The sequence below is a fragment of the Amycolatopsis roodepoortensis genome (genome assembly GCF_014873915.1).
GTDB classification, from domain to species: Bacteria; Actinomycetota; Actinomycetes; order Mycobacteriales; family Pseudonocardiaceae; genus Amycolatopsis; species Amycolatopsis roodepoortensis.
Window position 1 is genome coordinate 420,669 of the sequence record NZ_JADBEJ010000005.1, and the last position, 17,179, is coordinate 437,847.

Genomic DNA, 17,179 nt, shown 5'->3' on the forward strand with positions numbered 1-17,179 from the left:
CCCCTTCCTTGCGCCTGACGCAAGGAAGGGGTCCTTCATGTACCTCGCGCAGGCGAGAGCACGGCCAAGTCGCCGAATGCCGCTACCTACGCGAGGGTTTCCGCGACCTTCGTGAGCGTCGCGGCATCTCCCCGCAAAAGCAGCGTGGTCACCACGGTCTCCTCCCACGCCGCGAGTTCGTCACGGATCTTTTCCGCCGGGCCGATCAGCGACGTGTCCTCGACCAGCGACGTCGGAATCGCCGCGATCGCCTCCTCCTTGCGGCCGGCCAGATACAACTCCTGCACCTTGTCGGCCACGTCCTCGTACCCCATCCGGGCGAAAACGTCGTGGTGGAAGTTGACCGATTTCGCGCCCATGCCGCCGATGTACAGCGCGAGCGACGGTTTGATCCAGCTCGCGGCCTCCTCGACGTCGTCGTGGACGAGCACGGGCACGGACGCGGCGACCTCGAAATCGTCGAAACCGTGCCGGGCGCCGGGGCGCGAGAAGCCCTCCTGCAGCGCTGTCCGGTAGAAGGCGTCGCTCTTGGGCGAGAAGAACAACGGGAGCCAGCCGTCGCAGATCTCGGCCGACAGCGCCACGTTCTTCGGCCCTTCCGCGGCGAGGAAGATCGGGATCTCCTTGCGGAACGGGTGCACTGTGGACTTCAGCGGTTTACCGAGCCCGGTCCCGCCCTGTAGCGGCAACTGGAAGTGCTGCCCATCGTGGGTCACCGGCGCCTCGCGTGCGACGACCTTCCGCACGATGTCGACGTACTCGCGGGTGCGCGCGAGCGGCTTCGGATACGGCTGCCCGTACCAGCCTTCGACCACCTGCGGCCCGGACGCGCCGAGCCCGAGCACGAACCGCCCGCCGGACAGGTGATCCAGCGTCAGCGCGTGCATGGCCGTCGCGGTCGGGGTGCGCGCCGACATCTGGACGATGTTGGTGCCGAGTTTGATCCGGCTGGTCGACGCGCCCCACCAGGCGAGCGGGGTGAACGCGTCCGAGCCGTAGCCCTCGGCGGTCCACACGGAGTCGAAGCCGAGTTCTTCGGCCCGCAGAACCGCGTCCAGCGCGCCCTCCGGCGGGCCGGACGACCAGTAACCGAGGTGATAACCCAGCTTCATCGAGGCTCCTAGTCAGACGTTCGGTGAGTAGTGCTCGGGTTTGCCCCGCTCCGAGAGTGGCGGAAGGTTCCTCGCGGGAGTCTCGACCAACGGCGCGTCCGGGGCCAGTTCGCCACGCTCGCGGCGCCAGCCCGCCCTGGCCCGCGGGTGGTAGCGGCGATCGCGCGGGACCAGCTTGAACGCCGCGTTGATCAGCTTGCCCACGCGGCGATGGCGTCGCTCGTCGCGTTCGGTCCAGGTGTAGCCGAGCCGCTCGCGGATCGGCGGGTCGTACAGGCCGACCGTCAGCCAGACGAAGTTCCGCGCCACCTGCCCGCGTACGAGCTTCCACGCGAAATCCGGCAGCCAGGGCAGGAAATTCGGCTTCGGGAGGTCCTTGATGTCGAGGACGTCGCGCGTGGCCTTGTTGTCCTCCAGCACGTCCTCACACATGTGCTTCCAGTAGAGCTGGAAGTCCTCCCAAGATTCCGGCACCGGGCGCATGCTCATGCCGTACATCTCGTACCACTGGACGTGCTCGTCGAACAGCTTCCGCTTCTCGGTCTCGCCGATGCCGCCACAGAAGTTGTCGGCGATGAGGATCGCGCTCACGAAGAACGTCGAATGCGCCCAGTAGAACGTGTCCGGGTTGAGCGCGTGATAGCGCCGCCCATGCTTGTCGACGCCCTTGATCCGATCGTGGTAGCCGCGCACCTCCAACGCGGTCTGCCGGGCGCGCGGACCGTCGTAGATCACTCCCCCGATCGGGTACAGCGAGCGGAACAACCGCTGCCAGCGCTCCTCGAAGAACCGCGAGTGCTCCTCGACGCCCGCGCCCAGCTCGGGGTGCATGTTCTGCATGGATCCGGCCCAGAGCGCGATGAGCAGCCCGCGCCAGTCGCCGAAGTACTTCCAGGTCAGCGAATCCGGTCCCAGCGGCCGCGGCTGTGTCATCCCCGGTCTCCTCAATGAGCTGGTTAAATTGACCACAACTGTTGTCAGGTTAAAGTTGACAACGGTCGTAGTCAACAAGAGGAGCCGATCATGGCCGGCCGCAGCTGGGCAGGCACGACCCTGGACGACCGCAAGGCCGCGCGGCGGGGACAACTCGTCGACGCGGGCCTCGACCTGCTCGGGACCCAGGGCAGCGCCGGGGTGAGTGTCCGCGCGGTGTGCCGTCACGCCAAGCTCACCGAGCGGTATTTCTACGAGAGCTTCGCCGACCGCGAGGAACTCGTCGTCGCGGTCTACGAGCACATCGGCGAGCAGGCCCGGCAGGCCCTGGTCGACGCGGTCAGCGACACGGCCGAGCCAGCCGAACGGGCGAAGGCCGCGGTCCGCGCCTTCGTCGAATTGATGCTCGACGATCCGCGCAAAGGCCGCGTGCTCCTGCTCGCGCCGATCACCGACCCCGCGCTGACCACGCGCGGGATCGCGCTCCTCCCCTCCTTCGCCGAGCTGGTCAGCGGGCAGCTGTCCCACGGTGACGCGGCCGAACGGCAGATGACCTCGATCGGGCTGGTCGGCGCGCTGAGCAACGTGTTCATCGCCTACCTGGACGGCTCGCTCAAGGTGAGCCGCGAGCGCCTGATCGAGCATTGCGTCCGCCTCGTACTCGGCGCCGACCGTCAGCCCTGACCGCGTTCGGCGACCAGCTGCAGGGCGATGTCGATGATCATGTCCTCCTGTCCGCCCACGTACTTCGCGGCGCCGACGCGATACAGGATTTCGTGCGCCGGGACGTCGTACCGCTCGGCGGCGCGCTCGGCGTGCAGGAGGAAACTCGAGTACACCCCGGCGAATCCCTGCACGATCGACGACCGGTCCATCACCGGCAGCCGGGTGATGTAGGGCTTCACCACGTTCTCGGCCGCGTCCATCAGCACGTCCTTGTCGACACCGGTTCGGATCCCGAGCCGTTCGAACGTCGCCGCGAGGACCTCGGTCGGCGAGTTGCCCGCCCCCGCGCCGAGCGCCACGAGCGAACCGTCGATCTGCCGCGCGCCCGCCCGATAGGCGAGCACCGAGTTCGCGACGCCGAAGCTCAGGTTCTGGTGCCCGTGGTACCCGACCTGCGCCTCGTCGCCGAATTCCGCCACCAGCGCGGCGACGCGTTCACCGGCGTCCTCCAGGATCAGCGCCCCGGCGGAGTCGACGACGTACACGCATTGGCAGCCGGCGTCGACCATGATCCGGCCCTGCTTCGCCAGCGCCTCGGGCGTGGACATATGGGACAGCATCAGGAAACCGACCGTCTCCAGCCCGAGTTCCCTCGCCGCGCCGAAATGCTGGACGGAGACGTCGGCCTCGGTGCAGTGGGTCGCGATCCGGACCGCGCCCGCGCCGAGGTCGGCCGCCACGCGCAGATCGCCGACCGTGCCGAGTCCCGGCAGCAGCAGGACCGCGATCTTCGCGTGCCGCGCCTCGTCCACGGCCGCCTCGATCAGCTTCCGTTCGTCCACAAGGGAAAAGCCGTAGTTGAACGTCGAGCCGCCGAGGCCGTCGCCGTGGCTGACCTCGATCAGCGAGACCCCGGCGTCGTCCAGCGCCCGGACGGTGTCACGCACGTTCTTCTCGGTGAACTGATGCGCCATCGCGTGACTGCCGTCGCGCAGACTCGTGTCGACGATCCGGACCTGCCGGCTCACGTCGTCCCAGCTCATGCCGCCACCTCCTGAGTGGCCAGAAGGTCGCCGACGCGGGCGGCCGCGGCCGTCATGATGTCGAGGTTCCCGGCGTATTTCGGCAGGAAGTCCCCGTTCCCGGCGACCTCCAGGAACACCGCTACCCGCGCCTGCCCGCTCCACCCAGGCCGGGGTGGGTCGTACTGAGGTTCCGCCTTGAGCGTGTAACCCGGCACGTAACCCTGGACCGTCTCGACCATCCGGTGGATGGATTCGCTCACCGCGTCGAAGTCCGCGTCCGGGTCGATCGCGCAGAACACCGTGTCGCGCATGATCATCGGCGGTTCGACCGGATTGATGATGATGATCGCCTTGCCGCGGCTCGCTCCCCCGACGAGTTCGATCCCGCGCGCCGTCGTCGCGGTGAACTCGTCGATGTTCGCCCGGGTTCCCGGGCCCGCCGAGCGCGACGAGACGGATGCGACGATCTCCGCGTAGAGCACCGGCGTCACCCGCGACACCGCGTGCACGATCGGGATCGTGGCCTGGCCGCCGCAGGTGATGAGGTTGACGTTCGGCACGTCCAGCCGTTCGGGCAGGCCCACGGCGGGGCAGGTGAACGGGCCGACCGCGGCCGGGGTCAGGTCGATCGCGCGGATCCCGGCGGTCGCGTACCGCGGCGCGTTCGCCAGGTGCGCCTTCGCCGAGGTCGCTTCGAAGACCAGGTCCGGCAGCTCGTCGCGCGACAGCAGCCAGTCGACGCCGCCGGCGGAGGTCTCCAGTCCCAGTTCCGCGGCCTTGGCCAGCCCGTCCGATTCCGGGTCCACGCCGACCATGTACCGCACCTCGACGTGCTCGCTGCGCCTCAGCTTCGCGAGCAGGTCGGTGCCGATGTTCCCGGGACCGACGATCGCGGCCACCGCTTTCCGTTGCGCCATGCCAGGTGACGCTCCCCGCTCGGATAGGGCACACTCAACCCATGCGTGCCGCTGGGCGGAACGACGACCCGGAACGAACCGGAGCGGACGGCCTCGTCGCCGCCCGGATCTCCGCGCTGCTCTCGGCCTTCCGCCCCGGTGACGACGCGCTCGGTGTTTCGGAGCTGGCGCGGCGGACCGGCCTGGCGAAGTCGACCGTCCACCGGCTCACCGGGCACCTGGTCGCGACCGGCTTGCTCGAACGCGAAGGCGCGGCGTTGCGGCTCGGGCTGAAGCTGTTCGAGATAGGCCAGCTGGCGGTCCGGCGGCGGGGACTCGTCGAGGCGGCGCGGCCGTATCTCGCCGATCTCCGTGAAGCGACCCGCAACACCGTGCATCTCGCGGTCTTGGAAGGCACCGAGGTCGTCTACCTCGACATCCTCCGGGGGCCCGACGCGCCGTCGTTGCCGTCCCGGATCGGCGGCCGGTTCCCCGCGCACGCCACCGGCGTCGGCAAGGCGATCCTCGCTTTCTCGCCGGAATCCGTGGTGTCCCAAGTGATCGATGCCGGCTTGCCCCGCGTGAGCGTGCGGACGATCACCGCCGCGGGGCTGCTGCGCCGTCAACTGGCCAAGATCCACGGCGAGGGAATCGCGTTCGAACGGGAGGAATCCGGCGTCGGTGTCGTCTGCGCGGCGAGCCCGCTGCTCGACGCGCAAGGGGTCGCGGTGGCGGCGTTGTCGATCTCCGGCTGGGCGAATCGCATGCACACCAACCGGGTCGCGCCCGCGGTGCGGACCGCCGCTTTGGCGTTGTCGCGCACTTTGTGAGCGCTACGCGACGAGCCCACGCCGGACCAGTTCCGGACGCACGCCCTCGCCGAACCAGTACGCCTCCTCGAGATGCGGGTATCCGGAGAGGACGAACTCCTCGATGCCGTGCGCGTGGTATTCCTCGATGAGGTCGGCGACTTCCCCGTGGCTGCCGACGAGGGCCGTGCCCGCGCCACCGCGCACGAGGCCGATGCCGGCCCAGAGATTCGGGTACACCTCCAGCCCGCGGACGCCGCCGTCGGTCTTCCCGCCGTGCAGCGCGGCCATCCGTTGCTGGCCGACGGATTCGCTGGCGGACAACTGCTTCTGGGTGTGGGCGATCCGGTCCGGGTCGATCGCGTCCAGCAGTTTTCCCGCCTCCGCCCAGGCTTCCGCCGACGTGTCACGCGAGAGGGTGTGCAGCCGGATGCCGAAACGGAGCTTCCGTCCCTGTTCCTCGGCGAGCTCGCGGACCTTGGCGATCTTCTCGGCGACCTGCGCGGGCGGCTCGCCCCACGTGAGGTAGACGTCGGCGTGCCTCGCCGCGATCGGCAGCGCCGCCGCGGACGAACCGCCGAAATAGATGGGCGGAACCGGATCCGGCGCCGCGCGTGTGGTCGCGCCCTCGACCTTGAGGTGCTCGCCGTCGAAGTCGAACGGCTTGCCGCTCCACACGCCTCGCACGATCTCGAGGAACTCGCCGGTGCGGGCGTAACGCTGGTCGTGGTCGTGCCAGTCGCCGAACCGGCGCTGCTCGACCGTGTCGCCGCCGGTGACGACGTTGAGCAGCACGCGTCCCTGCGAGATCCGCTGGAACGTGCCTGCCATCTGCGCGGCAAGCGTCGGCGAGACCGTGCCGGGCCGGAACGCGACCAGGAACTTGAGGGTTCTCGTCTCGCGGATCAGGGCGGCCGTCGTCAGCCAGGCGTCCTCGCACCAGGTGCCGGTCGGCGTCAGCACGCCCTCGAAACCGTTGGCCTCGGCGGCGCGGGCGACCTGCGCGAGATAGTCGAGGCTCGGCTCGCGGGCGGCGGACGCCCCGGCGGCGCGGCTGGCGTGGAAGTGCTCCACGATCGTCCGGCCGTCACCGGTGGTGGGCAGGAACCAATGCAGCTTCAACGTCACGGTTCCGAGCTTCGGCTGCCCGCACCGGACTGGTCAATCCGCGAGCCTCGCGTCCCGCGATCTGGACGCCCTCCCCCGCATTTCGTCCTCTAGATGCGGGCAAGGGGCGTGGCACCAGGACGCGTCGCGAAAGCCACTTTCGGGACGTCTGATGTCCTCAAAGTGGCTTTCGCGACGCTCCGATCGGAGCTCGGCCGCGCGTACGACGCTGAGTGCCTTCCCGCGTTTAGTCCTCTGAACGCGGGTCAGCCGCCGAACATCAGCCGCCATTCGTCCAGCGACTTCGGCCGGAACACGAAGTTCGTGTCCTTCACCCGCGACAGGTTCGCCGACGGCTCCGCCGAGTACTGGTGTCCCGGATAGACGACCGGATCGCCGTCAAGTCCGGCCAGCCACTGCAGGCTCCGGTAGATCGCCTCGGCGTCGCCGCCGGGAAAATCGGTCCGGCCGCAGCCTTCGAGGAACAGCGTGTCGCCGGAGACGAGCTTCCCGTCGACCAGGAAGCACTGGCTGCCCGGGGTGTGCCCCGGCGTGTGCAGCAGCCGGATCGGCACCGCGCCGACCTCGATGACGTCGTCGTGGTCGTGCGATCGCAGATCGGTTCCGGAGACACCGGTGATCCGGCGGACCCACTCGGCCTCCGCGCCGTTGACGTGGATCGGCACCTGGACGCGTTCCAGCAGCTCCGCGATCCCCGGCAGCGAGAAGCCCATCATCTCGCCGCCGACGTGGTCGGGATGGTGATGCGTGGCGAGGACGCCGGTCAGCCGCATGCCGTCGGCCTCCAGCAGGTCCAGAAGATCGCCGACGGCGTACGCCGGGTCGACGATGACGGCCTCGTTCGTCTCCCGGTCGCCGATCAGATAGGCGAAGTTGACCATCTGCGTCGCGACGGGGTCTCCCACCGCGAAGTCACGGCCCGCGAGCAATTGCCGGAAGTACAGCCTGTCAGCCATGCGGACACCTTACGGCGCTACTCCCCCGTGGTTCCGTCGGCCAGCTCCCGCAGGATGTCCAGATGCCCGACGTGCCGCGCCGTTTCCTGGACGACGTGCGCGAGCACCCAGCGGACGGTGAACTTCCCCGACCTGCGCGCGCGGTCGTCCGGCGAGACCCCGGCCAGCGACGACTCCGCCAAGGCCCACTCGGCGCGGTACGCCGCGACGACGGAACGCGGGTCGTCGTCTTCGGTCAGATCCCAGCTCGGATCCGGCGAGCCTTCCCACAGCGAAGGCAGATCCGCGCCGCCCGCCTCGATCGAGAGCCACCAGCGCTCCACAGCGGTCAGATGCTTGAGCAGCCCTAGCGCGCTCATCCGCGGGGACGACGGCAGCGGTGTCGCGGCGGCCTGATCCCTGGTCAGCCCGGCGACCTTGTTCACCGCTGTCGCGCGGAGGAACCGCAGGAAGTCCCACTGGAGCCCGGCCTCGTCTTCGGCGATCCCGCCCGGCCAGGCACGCTCCACCGGCTCAGCGGTACTCGAACTCGTGTTCGACATGCCGCTCACCCTACACATCCGGCGTAACTCGCGTGATTGAGCGCATAACTCGCGTGATCGAAGGCGCAACTCGTGAGTTACGCGCCCAAACACGCGAGTTACGCGCCTGATCACGCGAGTTACGTGTCGGCACCGCAGGGCTAGGCTCGATTCATGTGGTGGGGTTTGGCTTGCGCGTTCTTCGCGGCCTGTGCGTACGGCGTCGCTTCGGTGATGCAGGCGATCGCCGCGAAAGCGACGTCGGGCGCGGAAGACCGCGTCGATCCCCGCCTGCTCGTGCGGGTGCTGCGGCAATGGAAGTTCGTCGCGGGTCTCGCGCTCGACGTCATCGGGTTCGTCGCGCAGGTCGCCGCGCTCCGGGTGCTGCCGCTCTTTGTGGTCCAGGCGGCGCTGGCGGGAAGCCTCGCCGTGACAGCGGTGGCCGCGCGGACGCTCGGGGTCCGGCTCGGCCGTCGCGAGTGGACGGCGGTCGCGGTCGTCTGCGCCGGGCTCGCGTTGCTCGGGATGTCGGCGGAGAGCGAGGGTTCGGCGTCGACCGGGCTGGGTTTCCGGCTCGCGCTGGTCGGCGCGGTCGTGGTGCTCGGCACGGCCGGGATGTTCGCCGGACGCGCGCCGCGCCGGATCCGGACACCGGCGCTGGGCCTGATCGCCGGCCTGTGCTTCGGCGTGGTCGCCCTCTCCGGCCGCGCGCTCACCAGCCTGGCCCCGCTCGATCTGCTGGCCGACCCGGCGACCTACACGCTCTGTGTGGCGGGCGCGCTGGCGATGTTGTTCTACGCCACCGCGTTGCAGCGCGGCAGCGTCACCACGTCGACCGCGATGATGGTCATCGGCGAGACCGTTCTTCCATCCCTGATCGGGGTGCTCGTGCTGGGTGACACCACGCGACCCGGGTTCGCGGCCGTCGCGGCGGTCGGGTTCGTGCTCGCGGTTTCGGCGGCGCTGGCGCTGGCCCGCTTCGGCGAGCCCGCGCCGATCGAGCCGGTCAGCGCGCCGCTCGGCTGACCCCGCGCCGGGACACCAGCAGCCACGCCAGGTACAACCCGCCGATCGCCCCGGTCACGAGACCGACGGGCAGGCCCGCCAGGAACTGCTGGGTGATCAGATCACTGGTCACCAGCAGGAGCATGCCCATCAGCGCCGCGGCGGCGAGCCCCGGGCCCGACGACCTCGTGAGCCGCTTCGCCAGCTGAGGCGCGGCGAGTGCCAGGAACGCGATCGGACCGGCGGCCGCGGTCGCGATCGAACACAGCCCCACGCTGACCCCGAGGAGCACGACCCGGCTCCGCTGCACCGGCACGCCGAGTCCCTTGGCCGAGTCGTCCCCCATCTCCAGCAGGGAAAGCCTTCTGCCGTAGACGAGGGCGGGCGGCAGCAGGACGGCGATGGCGATGGCGACCGGGACGACGTGCTCCCAGCCGCGGCCGTTGAGCCCGCCGACCAGCCACGCCTGCGCCGCCAGGCCGTCCTGCCAGGAGGCCCTGGTGATCAGGTAGGAGTTGAACGCGAGCAGCATCGCGTTCACGCCGATACCGACGAGGATCAGGCGAAACGTGTGCACGCCGCCTTTCAGCGCGAGCAACGCGATCAGGCCCGCGGTCACGACGCCACCGACCAGGGCACCCAGCGAAACCTGGAGCATGCCGCCGTGCACCACGATGATCGTCAGCAGCGCGCCGGCGGCCGCGCCCTCGGTGAAGCCGATGAAGTCGGGGCTGCCCAACGGATTTCCGGACAGGCTCTGCAGGATCGCGCCGCTGACCGCGAGGGCGCCGCCGACCAGTAGCGCGGTCAGCAGCCGGGGCAGCCGCAGGGTGGTCACGATGAACTCGGTGCTCCGGTCGCCGAAGCCGAAGAGCGTCTGGATGACCTCGCCGACGGACAACGGGTAGTCGCCGGTGGTCATGCTGACGGCGCCGAGGAAGAACACGGCGATGGCCAGCAGCGCGACGACGATCGCGGCCCGCGGGGTGACGCGAAGGGAAAGTCCGCCGCCCGGGGTGCGCAGGACGCGGGTGCTCATCCGTGGGTGCTCCTTGATCGCGGTCACAGCCTGGCCAGCTTCCTGCGGCGGCAGAGCGCGATGAACACCGGCGCGCCGAGGAACGCGACGACGATCCCCGCCTGCAGTTCCTCCGGCGGGTTCAGCACGCGGCCGACGACGTCGGCGCCGATCAGCGCGATCGGCGCGAGCAGCATCGAGTACGGCAGGACCCAGCGCTGGTCCGGGCCGACCAGCAGGCGCGCGGCGTGCGGTACGGCGAGCCCGAGGAACACGACCGGTCCGATCGCCGCGGTACCCGCGCCGCAGAGCAGGGTCACCACGATCGCGCCCAGCACCCGGGTGCGGCCGACGTGGGCGCCGAGCGCCTTGCCGGTCTGGTCGCCGAGCGCGAGGACGTTGAGCGGGCGGGCCAGCAGCAGCGCGATGATCGCGCCGACCGCCACGAACGGCGAGATCTGCCAGAACACGTCCCATTTCCGGCCGCTGAGCGAACCGACGTTCCAGAAGCGGAACTGGTTGAACGTCTCGGGCATCAGCAGCAGGATCCCGACGATGTAGGCCTGCAGCACGGCCATGACGGCCGAGCCGGCGAGCACGAGCCGGTCCGGCGTGGCGCTGCGCCCCGCGGAGCCGAGCACGTACACCACGACCGAGGCGATCGCCGCTCCGGCGAAGGCGAACCAGATGTAACCGAGCACGCTGGTGACGCCGACGAACGCGATCCCCGAGACGACCGCTGCCGAAGCACCGGTGTTGACCCCGAGGAGGCCCGGGTCGGCGAGCGGGTTCCGGGTGAGCGCCTGCATCACCGCACCGGCCAGGCCGAGCGCCACCCCGACGACCACGCCCAGCAGGGTCCGCGGGATACGGAGGTCGTGGATGATCACGGCCTCGGTCGAGCCGTCGTTGTGCCACAGCACCGACCAGGTGGAGGTGAACGGGATGCTCTTCGACCCCACCCAGATGCTGAGCAGGAACACCAGCGCCAGCAGGGCGAGCCCCACCAGCAGTCCGCCGGCGCGGAACGTCCGTGCCGCCGCGCTGGGCGGGGACGCCGCGGCGGGCGGGCGTTCGGTGACGACCACGGAACCTCCTTCGAGTGAGGCGAGGCTAACCGAACGCCGGAGTTCACCTCAACGAGCTACCTACTTAGACTAGCCTTACCTTCCCCACCACGAACGGAGGCGCCGGTGACCGCAACGGCCACCACCAGCCGGAGTGTCCTGCGGCAGGCGATTTCCGGGCAGCGACGACGGGTCACGCTCGCGTCCGTGCTGGCCGCCGGGCACCAGGGCGGTGAAGCCCTCGTCCCGGTGATCATCGGCGTGGTGATCGACCAGGCGGTCGACGGCGGATCGGCGGGCACGCTCGTGTTCTGGATCGCGGTGCTCGGCGTGATCTTCGCGGGACTGTCCTACAGCTACCGGTTCGCCGCGCGCGCGGCCGAGGGCGCGTCACTACGGGCGGCGCACGACCTGCGCATCGCGATCAGCCGCCGGGTCCTGCATCCCGGCGGCGGCGCCGACAAGGGCAAGCTGGCGGGCGAGCTGGTCAACATCGGCACCAGCGACGCGCAACGCGTCGGGGTGGTGAACGCGGCGCTGCCGTTCGGGATCGCCGCGCTCGCCGGGGTGCTGGTCAGCGCCATCGCGCTGCTGCGGATCTCGCTTCCGCTCGGGCTTCTCGTGCTCCTGGGCACGCCGCCGCTGCTCTACCTGGCCCATCTCATCGGCAAGCCGCTGGAGCGCCGTAGCGAAGCCGAACAGGAGCGGTCCGCGCACGCCTCGGGAGTCGCCACGGATCTGGTGTCCGGCCTGCGGGTGCTCAAGGGCATCGGCGCCGAACCCGCCGCGGTCGCCCGCTACCGCGAGACGAGCCAGAGCTCGCTCAAGGCGACCTTGCGCGCCGCGCGGGCCAAGGCCTGGCACGACGGCGCGGTGCTCGCGCTGACCGGCGGCTTCATCGCGGTCGTCGCCCTCGTCGGCGGGCATCTCGCTTCGTCGGGATCGATCAGCGTCGGCGATCTCGTCGCCGCGGTGGGGCTGGCCCAGTTCCTGCTCACGCCGTTCCTGATCTTCTCGTGGGTCAACGGCGAACTGGCGCAGGGCCGCGCGTCGGCGGCCCGGGTCGCCGATCTGCTGACCACGCCGGTCGCGGTGGACTCGGGCGACGGCGAACTCCCGTCGCCCGCCACCGGGAACGTCCGGTTCACCGAGGTCACCTACGGCTGCCTCCGCGGCGTCGACCTCGACATCCCGGCCGGGCAGCTGATCGGCGTCGTCGCCGCGGATCCGGCCGCCGCGACCGATCTGCTCGACTGTCTCGGCCGCGCGGGGGATCCGGCCGAGGGCAAGGTCCACGTCGACGGCGTCAATCTGTCCACTGTGGACCCCGACCGGGTGCGGGAGGTCGTCCTGGTCGCCGCGCACGACGCGGACCTGTTCGAAGGGACGCTCGCCGAGAACGTCCACGCCGACGGCCATTCCATCGACGAGGCACTGGCCGCGTCGGCCGCGGACGAGGTCGCGGCGGCCTTGCCGGACGGCACCGCGACCGCGGTCACCGAACGCGGACGCTCCCTCTCCGGCGGCCAGCGGCAGCGGGTCGCGCTCGCCCGCGCGCTGGCCGCGGACGCGCCGGTGCTCGTCGTCCACGACCCGACGACGGCGGTCGACACGGTGACCGAGGCGAAGATCGCCGCCGGGCTCGCCCGGCTACGGAGAGGACGGACCACGATCCTGGTGACCACGAGCCCCGCGCTGCTCGCCGTGGCCGACCGCGTCGTCGTCCTCGACGGCGGCCGGATCACTGGTGAGGGCGGCCACGCCGAACTCGCCCGTGACCGCGCCGACTACCGCGCGGCGGTGCTGTCATGACCCGCGAACTCCTCCCCACCGCCGACGGCAAGCGGATCCGGGCGGTCCTCGGCGAACTGCTCAGCACTTCGAAGGCCCGCGCCGTCGGCGCGCTGGCGATGCTCGTCGGCGCGACCGCGATCGGGCTGCTGACCGCCCGGCTGCTCGGCCACATCGTCGACCTGGTCATCGAGAAACGGCCCGCGACCGAGCTGACCACCCCCGTGGTGGCACTAGTCCTGGTCGCCGTCGCACAGGCCATCGCGACGGCACTGGGTGTCTCGCTCACCGCCAAGCTCGGCGAAACACTGCTCGCGGAACTCCGTGAACGGTTCGTCGACCGGGCGCTGGGCCTCCCGCTGGAACAGGTCGAACGCGCGGGCTCCGGCGACCTGACCGCCCGTGTCACCAACGACGTCACGGTCGTCGCGAGGGCGGTCCGCGAAGCCCTCCCCGAACTGGGCCGCTCGGTGCTGACGATCGTGCTGACCCTCGGCGCGCTCGCCGTGCTCGACTGGCGGTTCCTCCTGGCGGCCCTGCTCGCGACGCCGATCCAGCTGCACACCGTGCGCTGGTACGTCCGCAACGCGGTCCCGTTGTACGCGAAGCAGCGGATCGCGACGGGTTCGCAGCAGCAGCAACTGCTCGACACGATCGGCGGCGCGAAGACCGTCCGCGCGTTCCGGCTCGCCGACGCGCATGTGGAGCGCGTCCGGCAGCGGTCCGAGGGCGCGATGGACCTGATGTTGCGCGGTGTCCGGCTGATGACGAGGTTCTTCGCCCGGCTCAACCTGGCCGAGTTCGTCGGTCTCTCGGCCGTGCTCGCGGCCGGGTTCCTGCTGGTCGGCGCCGACGCCGTGACCGTCGGCGCGGCGACCGCGGCGGCGTTGTACTTCCACAGTCTCTTCGGTCCGATCAACAGCGCGCTGGCGCTGGTGGACGACGCGCAGGCGGCCGCCGCGAGCCTCGCCCGGCTGATCGGTGTCGCCGATCTGCCCGCGCCGCGCGAACCCCAACGGCCGGCGAAGCCCGTCGACGCCTCGGTGAAGGCTGCGGGCATCTCTCATTCCTATGTGGACGGACATCCGGTGCTGCGGGAGGTCGACCTCAGCCTCTCCCCCGGCGAACGGGTCGCACTGGTCGGCGCGAGCGGTGCGGGCAAGACGACACTGGCCAAGCTGATCGCCGGGATCCACACCCCGGCCTCGGGAACGATCTCCGTCGGCGGGGTCCCGCTCGACGAGCTCGGCCCGTCCGCCACGCGGCAGGCGGTCGCGCTGATCAGCCAGGAGGTGCACGTCTTCGCCGGTTCGCTGGCGGACGACCTCCGCCTCGCGCGTCCCGGCGCATCCGACGCGGAATTGCTGGCGGCACTGGAAAAAGTGGGCGCACGCGGCTGGGCGGAGGCGCTCAGCGACGGACTCGCGACCGTGGTCGGCGAGGGAGGGCACCGGCTGACCGTCACCCAGTCCCAGCAGCTGGCGCTCGCGAGGCTGGTGCTCGCCGATCCGCCGATCGCGATCCTCGACGAGGCGACCGCCGAAGCCGGGAGCGCGGGCGCGAAGACCCTCGAAGCCGCCGCGGCCGCGGCGCTCGAAGGCCGGACCGGCCTGGTCGTCGCGCACCGGCTGACGCAGGCGGCGGCGTCGGACCGCGTCGTCGTGCTCGACGCGGGTGTGATCGTCGAAAGCGGCACGCACGACGAACTCGTGGCCTCCGGCGGTCAATACGCAACGCTTTGGGCGGCCTGGTCGGACAACCGTTCACAGACGTGACCCGGGACGCAGCGACACCGGTTGCAATCGACCGGTCGGCGTCTTAGGTTAGCCAAACCTGATCCTCGATTAATCCGGCATTCCGCCGGACAGCCGATCACGAAGGACGGACGATGGCCCGAATCCCCACCCTCTCCGCCGTGCGCGGGCGCCTGAAGACCGCCGGCCTGCTGGCGTCCACCCTGGTGCTGGCCGCCTCGCTCACCGCGTGCGGAGGAGGCGGCGAGTCGGCCACCCCGGCCGCGCAGAACTCCGCCGGCTCGGCGGTCGACGCGAACGCGTTCCCGACCACGATCGAGCACAAGTACGGCAGCACCACCATCACGCAGGAGCCCAAACGCGTCGTCACGGTCGGCCTGACCGAGCAGGACGCGCTGCTGGCGCTCGGCGTGGTCCCGGTCGGTGTCACCGAGTGGCTCGGCAAGTTCCCCGGCACCATCGGCCCGTGGGCCACCGACAAGCTCGGCGGCGCCGCGCTGCCCGAGGTCCTCAAGGACGTGGACGGGCCGCAGTACGAGAAGATCGCCGCGCTCAAGCCGGATCTGATCATCGCGCTGTACTCCGGGCTCACCAAGGAGCAGTACGACAAGCTGAGCCAGATCGGCGTCCCGGTCGTCGCGCAGCCCAAGGAGTACAACGACTACGGCATCCCGTGGAACGAGGCGACCAAGAAGGTCGGCCAGGCCGTCGGCCGTTCCACCAAGGCGAACGAACTGGTCAAGGGCGTCGAGGACAAGTTCGCCCAGGCCCGCAAGGAGCACCCGGAGTTCGCGGGCAAGTCGGCACTGATGGCTTCGACCTACGAGGGCTACTTCGTCTACGGCAGCCAGGACGGGCGTTCGCACATCCTCGAATCGCTCGGCTTCAAGCTGCCCGCGGATCTCGACGCCGCCATCGGCGACAAGTTCGGCAAGAGCCTCAGCGCCGAGCGGACCGACCTGCTCGACCGCGACGCGCTCGTGTGGCTCATCGACACCCCGGCCAAGGCGCAGGAGATCCTCGGCAAGGACGCGCTCTACAGCGGCCTGAAGGTGGCGAAGGAGAAGCGCGAGGTCTTCATCGAGAACGAAGGCACCTACGGCAGCGCGGTCTCCTTCGTGACCGTGCTGAGCCTGCCGTTCGTGATCGACCGGATCGTCCCGCAGCTCGCCACCGCGGTCGACGGTGACCCGAATACCGAGGTCAAGCCGGCCAACTGAGCCGGTTCCCAGTGCGCGTGAAGGCCCCCTTCCCTCGGCTGAGCCGAGGGAAGGGGGCCTTCACGCGCGGACGGGGAGGCAGTCGCAACCCTCAGGGCCGCCAGCCGCTGGCGCAGGGGTCGTCCATGAAGGATTTCGGACACTCAACGTCCCAAATCCTTCATGGACACGAGACCGCTCTCAACGCCCGCTCAGTGCGGGAAACCCCAGGAGTTGTGCAGCGGAACGGTGATCTGCTTCAACCAGCTCTTCGTGGTGAAATCACGCGCCTTGATGACCACCGAGAACGGCGAGACCTCCACCTGAAGCCCCTGGTTGAACGCGCCGCCGAGGGACACTTCCCCGCCCTTGCCGTCGTCCGTCCAGCCGGTCTGCACGGCGGCGGTGTTGACGACGGTGAACCCTTCCAGGTTGCCGGTCCCCGGCACCACCCGGCGGACCACCCAGTCCGACAGGTTCAAATCCCAGTGCGTGTGCCCGGAGAACAGGAACACGTCCCGGTGTCGGCCGAGGATCGAGAGCAGCCTGTCGGGCTGGAGGTAGTCGGACCGGTAGAGCTTGTTGTGCGTGCCGGAAACGGTGTTGGGCAGCGGATGATGCGTCAGCACCATGACCGGGCTGCGCCGGTTCGACCAGTACCGGAGGCGTTGTTCGAGCCAGGTGAACTGGCGGTCGCTCATCCAGACCTCGTCCCACAGCTTGGGGTCGTGGTACTTCGCGTACCGCTCGGTGCCGAGGCAGAGCACCGGGACGCCGCCGAACGACGTCTCGTTGTAGACGGTGTTGCGGCCCGCGAACCGGTAGAAGCTGCGGAAGAGGGAGTCCTCGGTCGTCCCGTTGGGCCAGGTCTCCTGGGCGAGCGTGTCGGGATCCCGCCACTTCGGGACGTAGAACTCGTGGTTCCCGATCGCCCACGCGACCTCGCGCGGATGCGGGTGCTTGTCGAAGGTCGCGCGAAGCTGGGCGTACTCGAAGTCGTAGCCGCGCGGGGTGAGGTCGCCCGCGATACCGAGCCCCGCGCTGCGCGGGTTGATCGCGTGCAGGTCGTCGAGCGCCTTGCCGAAATCGGTGAGGTCACCCTGGATGTCACTCAGGATGTTGAAGCGGACGACCGGCCCGTGCGGGCCCCACTTCCCTTGCGGTTGCGCTTCCGCCTGTCCCGGCAGCATCGCCGCCCCCGCCGCCGCACCACCGGCGGTCACCATGAAAGCTCTTCGATCCATAACCCGAACGCTACTCACGTTTTATGGCCGGATTCTGAACAACGCAAGTCCGTGA

The 17,179-nt window shown here is 70.0% G+C and carries 16 protein-coding genes; 6 read left to right on the forward strand and 10 right to left on the reverse strand.

Annotated features, from left to right (window positions below; translation table 11 throughout):
* Positions 1-86: 86 nt before the first annotated feature.
* On the reverse strand, positions 87-1,112 hold the full coding sequence (locus tag H4W30_RS21540) for an LLM class F420-dependent oxidoreductase (RefSeq protein ID WP_192744501.1): 1,026 nt from the start codon (positions 1,110-1,112) through the stop codon (positions 87-89).
* A 12-nt stretch (positions 1,113-1,124) separates the two neighbouring features.
* The gene (locus tag H4W30_RS21545; RefSeq protein WP_192744502.1) at positions 1,125-2,045 is read right to left on the reverse strand and encodes an oxygenase MpaB family protein; all 921 of its coding nucleotides are present in this window, start codon (positions 2,043-2,045) and stop codon (positions 1,125-1,127) included.
* A gap of 90 nt (positions 2,046-2,135) precedes the next feature.
* Between H4W30_RS21545 and H4W30_RS21550 the strand changes: the two genes are divergently transcribed.
* Positions 2,136-2,729 carry a TetR/AcrR family transcriptional regulator gene (locus H4W30_RS21550; protein WP_063273524.1) on the forward strand — a complete coding sequence of 198 codons (594 nt, stop codon included), beginning with the start codon at positions 2,136-2,138 and terminating at the stop codon, positions 2,727-2,729.
* Here the strand turns inward: H4W30_RS21550 and dmpG are convergent.
* Positions 2,720-3,754, reverse strand: coding sequence for a 4-hydroxy-2-oxovalerate aldolase (gene dmpG / locus H4W30_RS21555; RefSeq protein ID WP_192744503.1), 1,035 nt, complete (start codon positions 3,752-3,754; stop codon positions 2,720-2,722). The genes H4W30_RS21550 and dmpG overlap by 10 nt on opposite strands.
* Positions 3,751-4,653 (reverse strand): acetaldehyde dehydrogenase (acetylating), encoded by a 903-nt coding sequence (locus H4W30_RS21560; protein ID WP_192744504.1) that lies wholly within the window; start codon positions 4,651-4,653, stop codon positions 3,751-3,753. Before H4W30_RS21560 ends, dmpG begins: the two co-directional genes overlap by 4 nt.
* A 41-nt stretch (positions 4,654-4,694) precedes the next feature.
* On the opposite strand from H4W30_RS21560, the gene H4W30_RS21565 reads away from it, so the two are divergent.
* Positions 4,695-5,462 (forward strand): IclR family transcriptional regulator, encoded by a 768-nt coding sequence (locus tag H4W30_RS21565; RefSeq protein ID WP_126732100.1) that lies wholly within the window; start codon positions 4,695-4,697, stop codon positions 5,460-5,462.
* 3 nt (positions 5,463-5,465) lie between these two features.
* Here the strand turns inward: H4W30_RS21565 and H4W30_RS21570 are convergent, their stop codons facing one another.
* From H4W30_RS21570 to H4W30_RS21580, 3 genes are all read right to left on the reverse strand, one after another.
* A complete protein-coding gene (locus tag H4W30_RS21570; RefSeq protein ID WP_192744505.1) occupies positions 5,466-6,569 on the reverse strand; it encodes an LLM class flavin-dependent oxidoreductase in 1,104 nt (367 codons plus the stop codon).
* Between the two features lie 245 nt (positions 6,570-6,814).
* Positions 6,815-7,525: an MBL fold metallo-hydrolase gene (locus H4W30_RS21575; RefSeq protein WP_192744506.1), complete on the reverse strand. Its 711-nt coding sequence runs from the start codon at positions 7,523-7,525 to the stop codon at positions 6,815-6,817.
* A 17-nt stretch (positions 7,526-7,542) separates the two neighbouring features.
* Positions 7,543-8,067, reverse strand: a complete 525-nt coding sequence (locus H4W30_RS21580) for a DinB family protein (RefSeq protein WP_192744507.1) — start codon at positions 8,065-8,067, stop codon at positions 7,543-7,545.
* A gap of 153 nt (positions 8,068-8,220) precedes the next feature.
* On the opposite strand from H4W30_RS21580, the gene H4W30_RS21585 reads away from it, so the two are divergent.
* Positions 8,221-9,072: a DMT family protein gene (locus H4W30_RS21585; RefSeq protein ID WP_192744508.1), complete on the forward strand. Its 852-nt coding sequence runs from the start codon at positions 8,221-8,223 to the stop codon at positions 9,070-9,072.
* Here the strand turns inward: H4W30_RS21585 and H4W30_RS21590 are convergent.
* The gene (locus tag H4W30_RS21590; protein WP_126732104.1) at positions 9,053-10,090 is read right to left on the reverse strand and encodes a FecCD family ABC transporter permease; all 1,038 of its coding nucleotides are present in this window, start codon (positions 10,088-10,090) and stop codon (positions 9,053-9,055) included. The genes H4W30_RS21585 and H4W30_RS21590 overlap by 20 nt on opposite strands.
* Positions 10,091-10,113: 23 nt before the next feature.
* Complete coding sequence (locus H4W30_RS21595; protein WP_192744509.1) at positions 10,114-11,157, reverse strand: FecCD family ABC transporter permease; 1,044 nt, start codon at positions 11,155-11,157, stop codon at positions 10,114-10,116.
* Positions 11,158-11,262: 105 nt separating this feature from the next.
* On the opposite strand from H4W30_RS21595, the gene H4W30_RS21600 reads away from it, so the two are divergent.
* From H4W30_RS21600 to H4W30_RS21610, 3 genes are all read left to right on the forward strand, one after another.
* Positions 11,263-12,948: an ABC transporter ATP-binding protein gene (locus tag H4W30_RS21600; protein WP_192744510.1), complete on the forward strand. Its 1,686-nt coding sequence runs from the start codon at positions 11,263-11,265 to the stop codon at positions 12,946-12,948.
* On the forward strand, positions 12,945-14,702 hold the full coding sequence (locus tag H4W30_RS21605) for an ABC transporter ATP-binding protein (protein WP_192744511.1): 1,758 nt from the start codon (positions 12,945-12,947) through the stop codon (positions 14,700-14,702). The genes H4W30_RS21600 and H4W30_RS21605 overlap by 4 nt, the downstream gene beginning before the upstream one ends.
* 113 nt (positions 14,703-14,815) lie before the next feature.
* Positions 14,816-15,901, forward strand: a complete 1,086-nt coding sequence (locus H4W30_RS21610) for an iron-siderophore ABC transporter substrate-binding protein (RefSeq protein ID WP_192744512.1) — start codon at positions 14,816-14,818, stop codon at positions 15,899-15,901.
* Between the two features lie 191 nt (positions 15,902-16,092).
* Here the strand turns inward: H4W30_RS21610 and H4W30_RS21615 are convergent, their stop codons facing one another.
* Positions 16,093-17,124, reverse strand: a complete 1,032-nt coding sequence (locus H4W30_RS21615) for a metallophosphoesterase family protein (protein ID WP_225949810.1) — start codon at positions 17,122-17,124, stop codon at positions 16,093-16,095.
* Positions 17,125-17,179: the final 55 nt, after the last annotated feature.